Consider the following 15,934-nt stretch of genomic DNA (forward strand, 5'->3'; position numbering starts at 1 on the left):
TCCATACTTCACTCAGACAGCTTGGGGAACTCGATGAGCGTGCCGTCTGGGAACCTACCCTTGGTTTTCTGATTCGGTGACGTGAGGCGACCAGCATCTTGCATCGGCTTGAGGGTGAGCATTTTCAGCTGGCCGCTATAGAAGGGCGTCTTGGTGATCACGTACTGCTTGACGTCCTCAACCTTGATCGTTTTCCCTGCGAAGTGCTGCGCCAGTTCTACTTGGAGCGGTGCAGTGTCAGCCTCGTTCTCGAAGAGGACTTGCCGGCCAGCTAGACGGTCATCAAACCTGTAGTCACCGCTCGGAGAAAGTTTCCACATCGCCGCCTTCATCCGATCGTAGGCGAGGAGATGGTTCGTGCAAAAGAAGAGATAGTTGCCGGTGTGTCCACGCTGATTGATCATTCCGAAACTGCGTACGTACTCGAATCCGCACATTGATCTGAGTTGCGATTCGTAAAGGTCGTGAAGGAAAGTTTGGCGCTCCATCCCTCCCGATGGGGCCAGTCTATAGTCCTCGCATCCGAATAATGTATCGAAGTGTGAGTCGACGTTGCCTGCTGTGGCGAAACGATTCACGCTGTTAAAGTCGAAGTAGATGAAGAGTTCGAAGGCGGGCTGCTTGGAAAGCTCTTGCAGCAGGCTCATTGGGACATCTCTATACCCGAAAGGGTCAACGAAAGCAAATGTGGGAGCTAGGACGTGCTTCGGTTTGAGCGATCCCAGCAGATTTCGCACTAGATCCTGGAAGTTCTCGTTAACCTCCTCCGTGACCACATTGCTTGGCCATGGAGAGTATGAAGACTTTAGTGCAGCCACTTCCCTCTTGAGGGACGCATGCCTCTGAGGGTCTTGCTCATTGAAGCCGAAGTGGAAGGCTGTGGATCGAAACTTGTTGAAGGATGTGTGCTCAAGGAGCGTCTTCAACGCCAATATCGGCGACCCTGGCTCGCCCTTGCTGTACCGCCCTGGGCCAGCGAACCCATCCAATACGTTGACTGCAGAATGGTGCTGCGTGTTCCCGAAGATCCCGAACCACGCGCCGAGATACCGGGTAAGAATGTCGTGCTTGGCCTTGGTGTGAGGAGATAGCTCCCACACGGTCGGCAGCCTGTCGCCCTTCGACATGTCACCCCACCTGTTGGTCTAGTTGAGCTCGGGCTGGCTACCCGTTGCCCTTGGAGCGGTTGTGGTGGATGCACAGCATCTGGCAGTTCGCCAGGTCCGAGCTGCCGCCCTTGCTCCAGGCCTCGACGTGGTCGGCGTCCATCTCTGCGAACTCGTAGATGACAGTCGCCTTGGACTGGTGACCGCCGGCGCACATCGGGCAGTTCGAGACTCCGGCGGCCTTGGCCTTCTTCGTCTGCTGCTCGTAGGCTGCCACCTTCGTCTTCTCGCTGAAGATGCGGACGGTGAGCAGCTTGGTGTCCTGCTCGCCGGCGAGCAGGAACTCGTAGATGCCCGACTTGTTCTCCACGGTCACATCGCCCATGAGCGCCGAGACCCGCTCCTCGAACTTGACCGGGTCGTAGTCCGTGTCGTGGAACTTGGCGTAGAGCGGTCCCCACTTCACCGACTTCATCTTCGCGCGCTTCTGGGTGAAGGTCTTCTCGATCCAGGCAATGACACCCTGGAAGTGGGTCCACAGCTCGACGGCGTTCTGGTCGTGCTGGTGATCGCGCATGTACTCGTCGACCTTGCCGCCGTTGATCCACTTGATCGCCGTCTCGAGCAGCTCCTGGCGGATGGGCGAGCCGGTGACGTAGTCCGAGGAGATCGCGTAGGCCGGGCAACCGGTCTTGGAGAAGAAGTTCTTCTTCGCCGAGGCCACCCAGGGACCGTGGTAGACCGCGTTGCGCAGCTCCTGGTCGGTCAGCTTCTCGCCGGCGATGTTGATGGTCTTGAACCAGTCGAGCTTCTCCGAGTCGGTGCCCTCGCACAGGTAGACCATCAGCTCGTAGTCCAGGATCTGCTGCTGCTGGTCGTCCTGGAGGTTGTGGAAGGCCATCTGGTGACCGTCGATCTCGATGGAGAAATCGCCCTCGACGTACTGGCAGATCGAGATGGTGCGCTGCTGGCCGTCGATGATCTCGAACTCGACCCCGTCGGCGTCGGCGTCATCGAGCACCGCCCAGTACATGACGTTGAGCGGGAAGTCCCGGCGCAGCGTGGCGATGACCGCATCGCGCTGCTTGTCCTTGTAGACGAACTCGCGCTGGTAGGGCGGCCGCACGTCGAGCCGACCGTCGTAGGCGCGCACACCCAGCTCGTCGTTGTCTTCGTAGCTCTCGACCAGGTCACGGACGCGGATGCGCTTGAGCTCGATCTTCACGAGGATGCCTTCTTGCGGCGGATCAGCATGCGTGGGTAGGTCTGGATGAAGCAGTCTTCACCAACCTTGTAGTAGGTCTTTCCCTTCGGCGGAGGATCGACCTTGAGCGCAGCACCGTCGTTCAGCTTCGACACTTCGCTGGTACGTCCATCGGCACTGACCTGAATCTGGGTGGGGTACTTCTTCGAGGCGATACCGAACCACGTCTTGGTGATGCCGACGATCTCAAACTGGTCGGGGTTGTGCTTACCCAGGAAGCTGACGGGTACACCGACCACCCCGTCGTAGTCCATGGGGATGTCCACGACCTTGGAGACCTCGATCGCGTCAAAGTTGTCGTATGACGGGTAGATCTGGGGGTCATAAGGCCTGTAGAGGATGAGGTCCTCGTGACGTTTGGCGTGGTCGAGGTTGGTGAACCATGCTGAGCTGCCGATGGTCTGCCATCGCTGACCGTTCTCGTCGGTGCGCTGGCCGGACTTCACTGGGAAGTCTTCCTTGACCCGGAACCACATCTGTCCGGTGCCCGCGCGGGTGACGCCGAGCCAGAACCGCCCCGCTTGGACATGGGGCCAGATGTCGCGGGTGGTGATGGCGTTCATGTTCCCGATGATGAGGAACTTCTTCTCGTGCTCGATGAGCTGCTCGACGTACTCGCGGAAGAGGCTGAAGGGCGGGTTGGTGACGACGATGTCGGCCTGCTTCAGCAGCGCGATGCTCTCGGCTGATCGGAAGTCGCCGTCTCCGGCGAAGGTCTGCACCTCGATCTCGTCACGGCCGGGAACGCGGTCGCCGTCCTTGTCGCCGGTGTACTCGAGGTAGACGGCCTGCTCGCTGTCCTCGGTGGAGAACAGGTCCATGTTCTGGCTCTTGTAGCAGGCGGCGATGAGCTTCTTCAGGCCGAGCTTCTCGAAGTTGTAGCTGAAGTAGTGGAAGAACTCGGACTCCCGCGGGTCGTCGCAGTTGAGGTAGACGACCTTGCCCTTGAAGTGCTTCTTGTAGTGCCGAAGCTCCTTCTCGATGTCGGACAGCTGGGTGTAGAACTCGTCGTCCTTGGCCGCCTTCGCCTCGCCGAGGCTGCGCTGCTTGGACCCGTTCCCCGCGGTCTTGCTCGCCATGTCGCGCTCCACTATCCCCATCCATGCTGTCGCTCTTGTTGCGGCTCACCCTAGCCACGACGGGGGACAGGCTGGCGGAGGCGCTGCGGGAGTGAGGCCACCCCGACGAGGTGGCCGAGCCCGTCGACCCAGCTCGAAATCGGCCTGCCCCCGCAACCTCCGCGCGCAAGCGGCCTTCGGATCGGCCGCGATCCGACACATATCCGACACGCAGACCTGAGCCGTGAGGTGCCTGCGGCCCGCTTCGGCTGGTATACAAGCCAAGACGTAGGCCATGTCGTGGGGGTTCAAGTCCCCCTCCGGACACCATCACGACGAAGGCCCCTGACCAGCAGGTCAGGGGCCTTCGTCGTGCCTGGGTGCGGATCGCCGACTAGCGTTCCATCTCACGACAGCTCGAGCACAGCACGGAGGTCCGCATGGCAACGCGTCCCGAGTTCCACCCCGACCTGCAGATCGGTCGGTTCCTCCCCGGTCTGTCGCTCGGGCGGCGAAGCACCGCGCTGATGCAGCGCCTCCCCGCGCGTGCCCCCGTGGCGCCCGACGACCTCCTGGTCGACGACGTCGAGCTGCCGAGACCGGACGCGGCCGCGGTCGGGCTCCGGGTCTACCGGCCCCGCACCGTGGTGGGCCCGGCTCCTGTCCTCCTCTGGATCCACGGTGGCGGCATGATCGTCGGGAATCACCTGCAGGACGAGGCGAAGAGCATCGCGTTCGCGCGGACGCTGGGCATCACCGTGGCGTCGGTGCGCTACCGCCTCGCACCGCAGCACCCCGCGCCCGCGGCGCTCGAGGACTGCTACGCCGCACTGACCTGGCTGGTCGATCACGCGCAGGAGCGCGGCATCGACCCCGCTCGGGTCGCGATCGGCGGCGCCAGCGCGGGCGGCGGCCTTGCCGCGGGCCTCACGCTGATGGCCCACGATCGCGGCCAGGTCCGGCCGGCGTTCCAGCTGCTCGTCTACCCGATGCTGGACGACCGGACCGTGACGCGCGCCGACCTGGACACGAGCGGCGTCCGCGTCTGGACCCCCGGCAGCAACCGGTATGCCTGGACGGCCTACCTTGGCGGGCCTCCGGGCGGCGAGGGGGTCTCGGACTACGCCGCGCCCGCCCGCCGCGAGGACCTCACGGGGCTGCCCCCGACCTGGATCGGCGTCGGATCCCTCGACCTGTTCTACGACGAGGACGTCCGCTATGCCGAGCGGCTCACCGAGAGCGGGGTCCCGTGCGAGCTGCTGACGGTGCCGGGCGCCTTCCATGGCTTCGACGCTCTCGCGGCGAAGAAGCCGGTCTCGAAGGAGTTCTGGCGCGCCCAGGCGCGAGCGCTGCGCGCTGCCCTGGAGCTGCCCTCGGGCTAACCTACGACCTCATCCCGGCCGGCCGGGCGGTCCGGCCGGCCGGGCGGACCGGGCGGACCGGGCCGAGGATGTGACGGTCACTGCCAGGTGGCCGTCTCCGGGTCGATGCCCTGGGCCCGAGCGGTCGCGGCGACCGCGTCGGCGAGCCACGCCGTCAGCCCCGGTGCGAGCTGCTCGTAGTGCTCGGTGAACCGCGCGTCCTCGAGGTACATCCGGGTCAGGCACACCTGCATCGACGTCGAGCAGTCGTAGAACCGGTCGATCGAGAGACGGTGCCGCTCCACCAGCTCGGCCGCCTCGCTCGACGCCGGGTCGACGCCCGAGCACCTCGCGGCGGCCAGGTCGGCCTCCAGCGCGTCGGTGTCGGCCTTCACCTGCTCCCACTGCTCACGCGTCATCGACGCGGCGCGCGCCTGAGACTGCTCCCACTGGGGCGTGTCACCCCAGCGCTGCTCGGCTTCCTCGGCGTACTCCGGCTTCCAGTCCGTGCCGAAGATCTCGGCCTGCTCCTGTGGGCTGAGCTGTTGTCCCATGTCGTGTCCTTCCACCATCTGGTCGACTGCGGAGACCATCTCCTGCAGGCGGGCGATGCGGGTGGTGAGTAGGGTGCGCTGCCGCAGCAGCTGCTCCCGCTCGTCGACCTCGGGGTCGTCGAGCACCCGGCCGATCTCGGCCAGGCTCATCCCGAGCTCGCGATAGACGAGCACCCGGTTGATCCGAGCCACGTCCGCTGCGTCGTAGACCCGGTAGTCACCATGCGTTCGGCCGCTCGGGCGGACCAGCGCCACCTCGTCCCAGTGGTGCAGCGTCCGCACGCTGATGCCCACCAGGGAGGCGACCTGACCGACCGTGAGCTCGTTCGTCACCGTCCCAGCATCTCTCACAGGGACCACGCTGGTGCCTCACGCCGCGTGAGGGTCAACCCCATCGTTGCGTCGAGGTGCGCCGCGCACCCGACCTCAGAGGGGCACGCCGCCGAAGGTCACCGCGCTGAGGATGAAGATGACGAACATGCCGATCGCCCACTTGCCCGCGGAGCGCTGCCACGCGCCCATGTCGACGCCGGTCAGGGCGAGCAGCAGGTAGATGAACCCGACGAGCGGGGAGAGCAGGTGGAACGCCTGGCCCGTGGTCGACATGACGGCGATGTCCATGGGGGAGAAGCCGTACTGCGCACCGGTCTGGGCCAGCACCGGCAGCACCCCGAGGTAGAACGCGTCGTTCGACAGCAGGAACGTGCCGGGGGCGGAGGCGAGCGCCGTGACCAGGCCCCAGTGGCTACCGACCGAGCTCGGGACCACGCTGGAGAGGGACTCACCGATGGCCTGGGACATGCCCGACTCGTTGAGGACGCCCATGAAGACGCCGGCGGCGAGAACCATCATGATGACCTGCACGGCGTTGGAGCCGTGGATCTCGACGATGTCCCGCTGGTCCTTCAGCCAGCGGTAGTTGACCAGCAAGGCGATGGCGAAGGCGATCTCGAACAGGATCGCGGCGTTGATCTTCGGGACGAACCCGATGCCGCCGAAGATGAGGAAGATCATCAGCAGCACGGTCAGGCCGAGGTTGAACCAGATCAGCCTCGGACGCTTGAGGTGGCCGAACTCGTCGTCGTGGGCGGGGGTCATCGACGCGATCTGCTCGTCGGACAGCCGGACGACGCCGAGCCGCTTGCGCTCCTGCAGGCCCCGCCAGTAGGCCACCCCGATCACCCAGAGGATCGCGAGGATCATGCCGGGGAGGATCTTGCGCAGCAGCTCGCCCTCGTCGACCTTGAGCGCCGCGATGATGCGGGCCGTCGGGCCGCCCCAGGGGAGCAGGTTCATGACCTCGTTGGCCAAGATGACGATCACGGCGAGATCCATCATGCGCATCTTCAGCTGCTGGTAGACCGGGATCATCGCGGTGCACACGATCATCGTCGTGGTCGTGCCGTCACCGTCGACGGACACGGCTGCGGCGAGGATGGCGGTGCCGACCAGCACCTTGAGCGGGTCGCCCTTGACCACGCGCACGATGAAGTGGACGAGGGGGTCGAACAGTCCGGCGCTGATCATCAGGCCGAAGTACATGATCGCGAAGAGCAGCATCACCGCGGTCGGTGCCACACCCTTCACCCCGGTGAGGCTGAAGTCGCCGAGCTGGCCGGCGAAGCCCGCGATGGCTCCGATCAGCAGCGGCGACAGCACGAGCGCCGTGTAGGGCGTCGTCCACTTCAGCATGATCAGGGTCATGAACGCGATGACGATCGCGAGTCCCCAGATGGCCAGCACGGGCTCTCCTCCACTCCGGTCGGCGTCGCGCGCTCCTCGCGCGGCGTCCGGTCGGGGACCAGGGTGCGACCGCAGCCGGGTTCGCGCTCACCGAATTACCGGGCGGAGACCATTTCGAGACCTGTTTGGGGGGGGTCGACCCGTCGCCCTAGGGTGGGTTCATGAGCGACGCGCAGCCCCAGCTCCAGCCGGTCGACGAGGTCGAGCGGATCTGCCGCGACCTCATCCGGATCGACTCCTCCAACTACGGCGACGGCAGCGGTCCGGGGGAGCGGGCCGCCGCCGAGTACGTCATGGGCCAGCTCACCGAGGTGGGGCTGGACCCGTTCTACGCAGAGTCGGCGGACCGAAGAGCGAGCGTGGTCGTGCGCGTCGCGGGCGCGGACCCAGCGCGGCCGGCTCTCGTGGTCCACGGCCACACCGACGTCGTGCCCGCGCAGGCCGACGACTGGAGCGTCGACCCGTTCGCCGCCGAGGTCAAGGACGGGTGCATCTGGGGTCGGGGCGCCGTCGACATGAAGGACATGGACGCCATGATCCTGGCCAACCTGCGCCACCTTGCCCGCACCGGCACCAAGCCGCCGCGGGATCTCGTCTTCGCCTTCTTCGCCGACGAGGAGGCCGGCGGCCGAGCGGGCAGCCACTGGATGGTCGACCATCACGCGGACCTGTTCGAGGGGGCGACCGAGGCGATCAGCGAGGTCGGCGGCTTCTCGATCACGTTGCCCGGCAAGGACGGCGGCGACCGTCGGGCCTACCTGCTGCAGACCGCCGAGAAGGGCATCGGCTGGCTGCGCCTGCGCGCCCAGGGTCGCGCCGGACACGGCTCGGTGCCGAACGACGACAACGCCATCGTCAAGCTCGCCGGCGCGATCGAGCGGATCAACGCGCACAAGTGGCCGCGCACCTACATCGCGTCGGTGCGCGAGCTGCTCGACGGCATCTCGACCGAGACGGGCACGCTCTACAACGACGAGGACGTCGAGGGCATCCTCGAGCTGCTCGGCGGCGCAAGGGGATTCGTCGAGGGCACCCTGTCCGACACCAGCAACTTCACCCAGCTCGACGCGGGCTACAAGCACAACGTCATCCCGCAGACCGCCACGGCGGCGCTCGACTGCCGCTTCCTGCCCGGCCACGAGGAGGAACTCATGGCCACGGTCAGCGAGCTGGCCGGGTCGGACGTGGAGGTGCTGGTCGACCACCGCGACACCGCGCTGGAGGCGCCCTTCCGCGGCGACCTGGTCGACGCGATGGGGCGGGCGCTGCAGGCCGAGGACCCCGGCTCGCTGCTGCTGCCCTACTGCCTGTCCGGCGGCACCGACAACAAGGCGCTGTCTCGGCTCGGCATCACGGGCTACGGCTTCGCGCCGCTGCGCCTGCCCAAAGAGCTGGACTTCGTGAGGATGTTCCACGGCATCGACGAGCGGATCCCGGTCGACTCGCTGCACTTCGGCACGCGGGTCCTCGGCCGGCTGCTCGCTGACTGCTGAGTCAGGCGGTGCGCTGCACCCGGATCACCCGGCGGCGCACCTCGGCGCGACGCACCCCACCCCAGTAGACCGTCATGCGGGTGAGCTCCCAGTCGCCGTACTCGGCGTCGTCGGTGAGGACCCGCCGGATCTCGGCCCGGCTGACCCGCGGCAAGAAGGTCACCTGCTTGTACTCGTAGTCCACCGCCATCGGCACATCGTGCCACCGAGACCGGTGCAGACCAAGGACGTCTCACCGTGGTCAGCCGCCCCGCCAACGGGTAGGTTTGCGCCATGAGCACCGAGCCTCGCGCCGCCCTCGCCGCCCTCACTGCCGCTTTCGAGCGTCACTTCGAGGCCGCCGCCTCCCGCCGGGGCGAGGACGACCCGGCCGTCGCCGCCGCCTACCAGAACCTCGCCGACGCCTTCGAGACCTACGAGGAGGCCATCGACGAGGCGTTCGGCGAGCTCACGCCGCTCGGGATCTACACCGAGGACGACGACGAAGACGACGAGGACGACGACGACTTCGACGACGAGGACGACGAGGACGAGGACGAGGACGACGACGAGGAGGACCTCGACGACGAGGACGACGAGGACGGGGTCTACGTCGGGCTCGACGACGAGGAGTACGACGAGGACGGTGAGGACGACGACGACGACAGCGACGACGCCGGCCGCCGGGACCGGCCGAGGGCCCGCCGCTAGTGGACCTCGCGCTCAACCTCGGCTACTGGGGGCCGGGCAACGGCTCTGACACGGTCGAGCTGGCGGTCGTGGCCGACCAGCTCGGCTACCGCTGCGTGTGGGCCGCGGAGGCCTACGGCTCGGACGCGGTGACGGTGCTCTCCTTCATCGCGGCCCGCACGACCCAGATCGACGTGGGCAGCGCGATCCTGCAGATCCCGGCGCGCAGCCCCGCTATGACGGCGATGACCGCCGCGACCCTCGACCAGCTGAGCGGTGGCCGCGTGCGGCTCGGGCTCGGCGTGTCCGGGCCGCAGGTGAGCGAGGGCTGGCACGGGGTGCGCTTCGCCCAGCCGCTCGGCCGGACCCGCGAGTACGTCCAGATCGTCAACCAGGTCCTCGCGCGCGAGACGCTGCGCTTCGAGGGCAAGCACTTCACCCTGCCGCTGCCGGGCGGCCCCGGCAAGGCGCTCAAGCTCGCCATGCGCCCGGTGCGCTCCCACATCCCGATCTACCTCGCGGCGGTCGGCCCCAAGAACCTCGAGCTGGCCGGCGAGATCGCCGACGGCTGGCACGGCATCTTCATCGACCCCGAGCGCAGCGAGGACTTCCTCACCCCGCTGCGCACCGGTGCCCGCAAGGCCGGCAAGGGCACCGAGACCGACCCGCTCGCGGGCTTCGACATCTGCCCGTCGGTGATGGTGTCGGTCGCCGACGACCTCGAGCAGGCGGCGGCCCCGCTGCGGGCGCAGTGGGCGCTCTACATCGGCGGGATGGGCTCGCGCGAGCAGAACTTCTACAACCGCGCGACGGTCGCGATGGGCTACGGCGCGGCCGCCGACCAGATCCAGGAGCTCTATCTCGAGGGGCGGCACCGCGAGGCCGCGGCCGCCGTGCCGCTGGAGCTGATCGACCGCACCGCGCTGCTTGGCAGCCCGGCGCGGATCGCGGACCGGATGCAGCGCTACCGCGACGCCGGCACGGTCACCTTGTCGGTGACGCCGGTCGGGCGCTCGATCCCAGAACGTGCGGCCGTTCTCAGGTCGCTGACAGCGGCCGTCTGACACACTGGCCTGACGGCCTGTCACCGGACAGCGCAGTCGACGTCACCCGGGTGGGTGACGCGGGCCGCCACGACCCCTGTTCATCGACCGAAAGTTAGCCTGGTGTCAGACCTGACCTACCTCGACAGCGTCATCCTTGGGATCGTCGAGGGCCTCACCGAGTATCTCCCCGTCTCCTCGACCGGTCACCTGACCATCGCCGAGAAGGTGCTGGGCCTGCCCATCGACGACCCCGCGATCACCAGCTACACCGCGATCATCCAGATCGGCGCCATCGTGGCCACGCTGCTCTACTTCTGGAAGAAGATCGTGACGATGGTCAAGGACTTCTTCGGCGGCCTGCGCCGTCCCGAGCTGCGCTCCGAGCCTCCGTTCAAGCTCGCGGTCGCGGTCGTCGTCGGCTCCATCCCCGTGGTCATCGCGGCGCTGCTCTTCAAGGACCTCATCAAGGGTCCGCTGCGGTCCCTGTGGGTGGTCGCGTTCGCCCTCATCATCTGGTCCGGCGTCATGTGGTTCGCCGAGCGCCGGCACGCCCAGCTGGTCGCGCGGCACGAGGACAAGGTCGGCGACGGCACGGTGTCGCCCGCCGACGGTGTCTTCATCGGTCTGATGCAGTGCTTCTCGCTGGTGCCCGGCGTCTCGCGCTCCGGTGCCACGATCTCGGCCGGTCTGCTGCGCGGTCTCGACCGCGTCACCGCGACCGAGCTGTCCTTCTTCATGGCCATCCCCGCGCTCGTCGGCGCCGGCCTCTACGAGATGAAGGACGTCAACTTCTCGGTCGTCGGCGCTGGCCAACTCGTGGTCGGCACCGTCGTGTCGTTCGTGGTGGCCTACGCCTCGATCGCCTGGCTGCTGCGCTTCGTCAAGAACAACTCCCTGATGGTCTTCATCGGCTACCGGGTCGTCCTCGGCCTCGTGCTCATCGGCGTCCTGGCCGCGGGGGTCATGCAGGCGACCTGATCGGGCTACAGCCAGCCGCTGCGCTTGAACAGCCGGTAGAGCAGGAAGCAGCTGCTCGCCATCACCGCGATGATGACGAAGTAGCCGTAGTAGATCTCCCGGCCGCCGATGTCCTCGCTCAGTGACAGCTCGGGGATGAACTGGAAGTTCATGCCGTAGATCCCGGCGATCATCGTCGGGAGGGCGGCGATGGCCACCCACGCCGAGATCCGGCGCATGTCCTCGTTCTGCTGCACGCCCAGCTGGGCCAGGTGCGCGTTGAGCACGTCGGTGAGCAGCCGGTCGTAGGACTCGACGTGGTCGTTGACCTTGAGCAGGTGGTCGTAGATGTCGGCGAAGAACGGTCGCGCCGCCTTGCCGATGACCGGCACCGTCCGGTCCTTGGCGAGGCGGCGCACCGGGTCGGCGAGCGGGAAGGACGCCCGCTTGAACTCCTGCACCTCGCGCTTGAGCTGGTAGATCTCGGTCGCCAGGTCTGCGCTGTCGCCGCCGAAGACCCGCCGCTCGATGAGGTCGAGGTCGGCCTCGACCTCGGCGTCGATCAGCATGTAGTTGTCCACGATCGAGTCGAGCACGGAGTAGACCACCGCGGCCGGTCCGTGGACCAGCTGTTCGGGCGAGAGCTCGAGGCGGGCGCGCACCCCGGCGAGCGGGTTCGCGTCGCCGTTGCGGACGGTGAGCACGAACCGGTCGCCGGCGAAGAGCATCACCTCGCCGGTCTCGACGTCGCTGGTGCTCTCGACGTAGCGCAGCGTCTTGATCGCCATGAACAGCGTGTCGTTGTAGAGATCGAGCTTGGCTCGCTGCCCGCCGGTCAGGGCGTCCTCGACGGCCAGCGGGTGCAGCCCGAGCGCGTCGTTGACACCGGCGAACTCCTCGTCGGTCGGGTCCTTGAGCCCGATCCAGAGGAAGCCGTCCTCGAGGTCGCGCAGGGACTCCAGCTCGGTGCCGAGATCGCCGCACGGCATCCGGCGACCGCCGCGGTAGATGGCCTGGTCCACGATCACCGGCTCAGCCTAGTGCGGTGCTCTGGCGATGGAGTGCCCGGCGCCCCGCGGATAGAGTGCTCCCGTGCCACACGTGCTCCTCGTTCGCCACGGTCGAACCTCCGCCAACGCCTCGGGCACCCTCGCCGGCTGGACCGACGGGGTGGGGCTCGACGACACCGGCCGCGCCCAGGTCCACGCTCTCGCCGAGCGGCTGCGCGACGTGCCCGTGGTCGTGCTCGCGAGCAGCCCCCTGCAACGCTGCCAGGAGACGAGCGACCTGCTCGTCGAGGGTGCCCCGTGGGCGCAGGCGGCGCGCCGGGTCGCGGACGACGACCTGGGGGAGTGCCACTACGGCAGCTGGACCGGTCGGTCGCTGCGGGAGCTGGCCACGGAGGACCTGTGGCGGACCGTCCAGGACCAGCCGAGCCGGGCGCGGTTCCCCGACAGCGCGGACTACCGCGCCGAGTCCATCGCCGCCATGTCGGCCCGGGCGGTCGCCGCGGCGCGGCGCATCGACGCCGAGGTCGAGGCCGAGCACGGCCCGCACGCGGTGTGGCTGCTGGTCTCCCATGGCGACATCATCAAGGCACTGCTCGCCGACGCCGCGGGCACCCACCTCGACCACTTCCAGCGCTTCCAGGCCGGGCCGGCGTCGCTGTCGGTCGTGCACTACAGCGACCGGCGTCCCTTCCTCGTGCGGGCCAACGACACCGGGAGCGACCTGTCCACTCTGCTGCCGCGGCCTCCGGCCGAGGGGGCTGGTGGGGGTGCTGGTGCTGGGGCTGGTGGGGATGCTGGTGGAGGCGATGCCCCGAGCGGCGATGCCGTGGTCGGCGGCGGAGCGGCATAGGCTGACGCCATGGTGGTGCAGTCCTTCGAGTCCCCCGAGAGATTCGTCGCAGGCACGGTAGGCCCCCCGGGCCAGCGGGTCTTCTTCCTCCAGGCCCGGTCCGGGCGGCGCCTCGTCAGCGTGTCGCTGGAGAAGCAGCAGGTCGCGGCGCTCGCCGACCAGGTCAACGACACCATCGACGCGTTTGCCCCAACCACCGGCAGCGAGTCGGCCGCCGAGCGGTTCGCCGACAACGGCCCGCTCGACACCCCGATCGAGGACGAGTTCCGCGCCTCGGCGCTGCGCCTCTACTGGGACCCCGAGCAGCAGGTGCTGGTCATCGAGGCGGCCGACGAGGACTTCCCCGAGGACCCGGACGTCGTGCTCGAGGACGCCGAGGACGCGCCCGGTCAGGTGATCCGGGTGACCCTCAGCGCGGCCCAGGCCCGGGCGTTCGCCCGGCGGTCCCAGCACGTCGTCGCCGGTGGCCGGGCGCCGTGCCCGTTCTGCGGGCTGCCGCTCGACCCGGTCGGCCATATCTGCCCGCGCGCGAACGGCTACCGACGCTGACTACCGTCCCGGCCACGCCGAACCCGATCGTCGACCCGCACGACCGGGAGCAGGTGGCTGCTGTGCTGACGCTGCTGCGCACCGGGCGGCTGCACGTCCTCGGCCAGATCGCCGAGGCCTCGAACGGGTGCCTGCTCGTCGACGTCACGCCCGAGGACGCGGCGGAGGACGGCGACGGGGACGGGGACGGCGGCGCCGACCGCGCGGCGGTGCGGGCGATCTACAAGCCGCAGCGGGGTGAGCGACCGCTCTGGGACTTCCCGACCGCGACGCTCGCCCAGCGCGAGGTGGCGACGTTCGTCATCTCGGACGCGGGTGGCTGGGGTGTCGTGCCGCCGACCGTGCTGCGCGACGGTCCCTGGGGGATCGGCTCGGTGCAGCTGTGGGTCGACCACGACGAGGCGGCCCGACAGATCGTCGAGCTGCTGCCGCCCGGCGACCTCGGCAAGGACCAGGTGGCGGTGATGGCGGCCGAGCTGTCCCACGGCGAGCAGGTGCTCGTCGTGCACCGGGACGACGAGTGGACGCGCGGGCTCGGCGTGTTCGACGCCGTTGTCAACAACGCCGACCGCAAGGGCTCGCACCTGCTCGTCGACCCCAGCGGGCGGCATTTCGGCATCGACCACGGCATCTGCCTGCACTCCGAGCCCAAGCTGCGCACCGTGCTCTGGGGCTGGGCCGGAGATCCGTTGCCCGAGAACGAGATCGCTCGTCTGAACGCCCTGGCCGACGACCTGGACGACCTCGACAGCGAGCTGAACCAGCGGCTCACCCCGCTGCTGACGCTGCGCGAGCTCCAGGCGCTGCGGCACCGGGTCGCCGAGATGCTCGAGACCGGCGACTTCCCGATGCCGCCGGACACGGGCTACCCGGCCATCCCCTGGCCACCGCTGTAGCCGGTCGCCCGCGGCGGTTAGAGTCCCCTCGTGAAGTCCTGGCCTGCACCCTCGGTGCCCACCGTCCCTGGACCTGCTCGGCCGTTGCGCGTGCACGACACCGGACGCGACGCGATGCACGAGCTCACCCCCGGGCCGACCGCCCGCATGTACGTCTGCGGCATCACGCCCTACGACGCCACCCACATGGGGCACGCGTCGACCTACGTGACCTTCGACCTGGTCAACCGGGTGCTGCGCCAGGCTGGGCACGAGGTGCTCTACGCGCAGAACATCACCGACGTCGACGACCCGCTGCTGGAGCGGGCGCACCGCGACGGCGTCGACTGGACCGCCTTGGCCACCAAGGAGATCCAGCTGTTCCGTGACGACATGACCGCGCTGCGGGTGCTGCCGCCGGACCACTACGTCGGGGTCGTCGAGAGCGTCGGCGCGATCGCCGACCAGGTGTGCGAGCTCGCCGCGGCCGGTCTCGCCTACCCCGTGCCCGTGGGCCCCGAGGAGGCCGAGCTGGTGGCCGAGGGCGCGCAGGACTACTACCTCGACCTGTCCCAGCTGCCGACCTTCGGGCAGGTCAGCCACTACGACGACGCCACCATGGCCGCGCTCTTCGCGGAGCGCGGGGGCGACCCCGAGCGTCCGGGCAAGCGCGACCCGCTCGACCCGCTGCTGTGGCGCGCCGAGCGCACCGGCGAGCCCGCCTGGAACGGCTGCGGCCTCGGCAGCGGACGCCCCGGCTGGCACATCGAGTGCACGACCATCGCGCTCGAGCACCTCGGCGTGGGCTTCGACGTGCAGGGCGGCGGCACCGACCTGATCTTCCCCCACCACGAGATGAGCGCGGTGCAGTCCGACGGGCTCACCGGGCACCCGCCGTTCGCCCAGGTCTACCTGCATCAGGCGATGGTCGGGCTCGACGGCGAGAAGATGAGCAAGTCCCGAGGCAACCTGGTCCTGGTCTCCCGGCTGCGCCTCTCGGGCACCGACCCGATGGCGATCCGCCTGGTGCTGCTCGATCAGCACTACCGCACCGACTGGGAGTGGACCGACGGGCTGCTCGAGGCCGCGCAGCAGCGTCTCGCCCGGTGGCGCGGCGTGCTGTGCGGGCCTGTTGCTGGTGTTGCTGCTGGTGGTGCTGGTGCTGGCGGGGAGGGCGCGAGTGGGCAGCCCGGCCCGGCGGCCCTCGACACGGTGGAGGCCATGCGCGCCGCCCTGACCGACGACCTGCGCTCCCAGGCCGCCCTCGCCGCCATCGACGCCTACCTCGACGACGTCGACGCCGGCCGCACCACCATGTCGGCCGCCGACCGTGCGCACCTCGTCGCCGCCATCGACGCCTGGCTCGGCATCGCCCTGTAGCCCGGCGGGCCGCCCACCC

16 protein-coding genes are annotated in these 15,934 nt (G+C 68.3%); 9 read left to right on the forward strand and 7 right to left on the reverse strand.

What is annotated here, in order from left to right; genetic code table 11:
* Window positions 1-8 precede the first annotated feature (8 nt).
* From tcmP to MM440_RS16190, 3 genes are read right to left on the reverse strand one after another with little or no spacing between them, the layout of a single operon-like run.
* Window positions 9-1,127 carry a three-Cys-motif partner protein TcmP gene (gene tcmP / locus MM440_RS16180; RefSeq protein WP_241446083.1) on the reverse strand — a complete coding sequence of 373 codons (1,119 nt, stop codon included), beginning with the start codon at window positions 1,125-1,127 and terminating at the stop codon, window positions 9-11.
* 37 nt (window positions 1,128-1,164) lie between these two features.
* Window positions 1,165-2,331 carry an HNH endonuclease family protein gene (locus tag MM440_RS16185; RefSeq protein WP_241446084.1) on the reverse strand — a complete coding sequence of 389 codons (1,167 nt, stop codon included), beginning with the start codon at window positions 2,329-2,331 and terminating at the stop codon, window positions 1,165-1,167.
* Entirely contained in the window at window positions 2,328-3,449 is a 1,122-nt protein-coding gene (locus tag MM440_RS16190; protein WP_241446086.1) for an adenine-specific methyltransferase EcoRI family protein, read from the reverse strand. Before MM440_RS16190 ends, MM440_RS16185 begins: the two co-directional genes overlap by 4 nt.
* Window positions 3,450-3,868: 419 nt before the next feature.
* On the opposite strand from MM440_RS16190, the gene MM440_RS16195 reads away from it, so the two are divergent.
* Window positions 3,869-4,810 carry an alpha/beta hydrolase gene (locus MM440_RS16195; RefSeq protein WP_241446088.1) on the forward strand — a complete coding sequence of 314 codons (942 nt, stop codon included), beginning with the start codon at window positions 3,869-3,871 and terminating at the stop codon, window positions 4,808-4,810.
* A 77-nt stretch (window positions 4,811-4,887) separates the two neighbouring features.
* Here MM440_RS16195 and MM440_RS17485 read toward each other — a convergent pair whose 3' ends face one another.
* Together MM440_RS17485 and MM440_RS16205 are read right to left on the reverse strand one after the other, a co-directional pair.
* Window positions 4,888-5,676: a MerR family transcriptional regulator gene (locus MM440_RS17485; protein WP_241446090.1), complete on the reverse strand. Its 789-nt coding sequence runs from the start codon at window positions 5,674-5,676 to the stop codon at window positions 4,888-4,890.
* Between the two features lie 93 nt (window positions 5,677-5,769).
* Window positions 5,770-7,086 carry a CitMHS family transporter gene (locus tag MM440_RS16205; protein WP_241446092.1) on the reverse strand — a complete coding sequence of 439 codons (1,317 nt, stop codon included), beginning with the start codon at window positions 7,084-7,086 and terminating at the stop codon, window positions 5,770-5,772.
* Window positions 7,087-7,247: 161 nt separating this feature from the next.
* Between MM440_RS16205 and MM440_RS16210 the strand changes: the two genes are divergently transcribed.
* On the forward strand, window positions 7,248-8,579 hold the full coding sequence (locus tag MM440_RS16210; RefSeq protein ID WP_241446100.1) for a M20/M25/M40 family metallo-hydrolase: 1,332 nt from the start codon (window positions 7,248-7,250) through the stop codon (window positions 8,577-8,579).
* A gap of 1 nt (window position 8,580) precedes the next feature.
* Here MM440_RS16210 and MM440_RS16215 read toward each other — a convergent pair whose 3' ends face one another.
* Entirely contained in the window at window positions 8,581-8,769 is a 189-nt protein-coding gene (locus MM440_RS16215) for a DUF5703 family protein (RefSeq protein WP_241446103.1), read from the reverse strand.
* Window positions 8,770-8,852: 83 nt separating this feature from the next.
* Here MM440_RS16215 and MM440_RS16220 point away from each other — a divergent pair, with 83 nt between their 5' ends.
* The 3 genes from MM440_RS16220 to MM440_RS16230 all read left to right on the forward strand — a co-directional run bounded on the left by MM440_RS16220 (window position 8,853) and on the right by MM440_RS16230 (window position 11,272).
* The gene (locus tag MM440_RS16220) at window positions 8,853-9,269 is read left to right on the forward strand and encodes a hypothetical protein (protein ID WP_241446118.1); all 417 of its coding nucleotides are present in this window, start codon (window positions 8,853-8,855) and stop codon (window positions 9,267-9,269) included.
* Window positions 9,269-10,312 carry an LLM class F420-dependent oxidoreductase gene (locus MM440_RS16225; protein WP_241446120.1) on the forward strand — a complete coding sequence of 348 codons (1,044 nt, stop codon included), beginning with the start codon at window positions 9,269-9,271 and terminating at the stop codon, window positions 10,310-10,312. Before MM440_RS16220 ends, MM440_RS16225 begins: the two co-directional genes overlap by 1 nt.
* Before the next feature lie 102 nt (window positions 10,313-10,414).
* Window positions 10,415-11,272, forward strand: coding sequence for an undecaprenyl-diphosphate phosphatase (locus MM440_RS16230; RefSeq protein WP_241446122.1), 858 nt, complete (start codon window positions 10,415-10,417; stop codon window positions 11,270-11,272).
* A 5-nt stretch (window positions 11,273-11,277) separates the two neighbouring features.
* Here MM440_RS16230 and corA read toward each other — a convergent pair whose 3' ends face one another.
* On the reverse strand, window positions 11,278-12,279 hold the full coding sequence (gene corA, locus MM440_RS16235) for a magnesium/cobalt transporter CorA (RefSeq protein ID WP_241446124.1): 1,002 nt from the start codon (window positions 12,277-12,279) through the stop codon (window positions 11,278-11,280).
* A 64-nt stretch (window positions 12,280-12,343) separates the two neighbouring features.
* Between corA and MM440_RS16240 the strand changes: the two genes are divergently transcribed.
* From MM440_RS16240 to mshC, 4 genes are read left to right on the forward strand one after another with little or no spacing between them, the layout of a single operon-like run.
* Window positions 12,344-13,111, forward strand: a complete 768-nt coding sequence (locus tag MM440_RS16240) for an MSMEG_4193 family putative phosphomutase (protein ID WP_241446127.1) — start codon at window positions 12,344-12,346, stop codon at window positions 13,109-13,111.
* Window positions 13,112-13,120: 9 nt separating this feature from the next.
* Window positions 13,121-13,660, forward strand: a complete 540-nt coding sequence (locus tag MM440_RS16245) for a DUF3090 family protein (RefSeq protein ID WP_241446129.1) — start codon at window positions 13,121-13,123, stop codon at window positions 13,658-13,660.
* A gap of 53 nt (window positions 13,661-13,713) precedes the next feature.
* On the forward strand, window positions 13,714-14,556 hold the full coding sequence (locus MM440_RS16250; RefSeq protein WP_241446131.1) for an SCO1664 family protein: 843 nt from the start codon (window positions 13,714-13,716) through the stop codon (window positions 14,554-14,556).
* 30 nt (window positions 14,557-14,586) lie between these two features.
* Complete coding sequence (gene mshC, locus MM440_RS16255; RefSeq protein ID WP_241446133.1) at window positions 14,587-15,915, forward strand: cysteine--1-D-myo-inosityl 2-amino-2-deoxy-alpha-D-glucopyranoside ligase; 1,329 nt, start codon at window positions 14,587-14,589, stop codon at window positions 15,913-15,915.
* Window positions 15,916-15,934 lie beyond the last annotated feature (19 nt).

It is taken from the genome of Arsenicicoccus piscis (assembly GCF_022568835.1).
Classification (GTDB): domain Bacteria; phylum Actinomycetota; class Actinomycetes; order Actinomycetales; family Dermatophilaceae; genus Arsenicicoccus; species Arsenicicoccus piscis.

Coding starts and splice junctions, on each gene's coding strand:
- tcmP (WP_241446083.1), bottom strand. CDS start 1,127: ATGTCGAAGGGCGACAGGCTGCCGACCGTGTGGGAGCTATCTCCTCAC.
- MM440_RS16190 (WP_241446086.1), bottom strand. CDS start 3,449: ATGGCGAGCAAGACCGCGGGGAACGGGTCCAAGCAGCGCAGCCTCGGC.
- MM440_RS16195 (WP_241446088.1), top strand. CDS start 3,869: ATGGCAACGCGTCCCGAGTTCCACCCCGACCTGCAGATCGGTCGGTTC.
- MM440_RS16210 (WP_241446100.1), top strand. CDS start 7,248: ATGAGCGACGCGCAGCCCCAGCTCCAGCCGGTCGACGAGGTCGAGCGG.
- MM440_RS16215 (WP_241446103.1), bottom strand. CDS start 8,769: ATGGCGGTGGACTACGAGTACAAGCAGGTGACCTTCTTGCCGCGGGTC.
- MM440_RS16220 (WP_241446118.1), top strand. CDS start 8,853: ATGAGCACCGAGCCTCGCGCCGCCCTCGCCGCCCTCACTGCCGCTTTC.
- MM440_RS16245 (WP_241446129.1), top strand. CDS start 13,121: ATGGTGGTGCAGTCCTTCGAGTCCCCCGAGAGATTCGTCGCAGGCACG.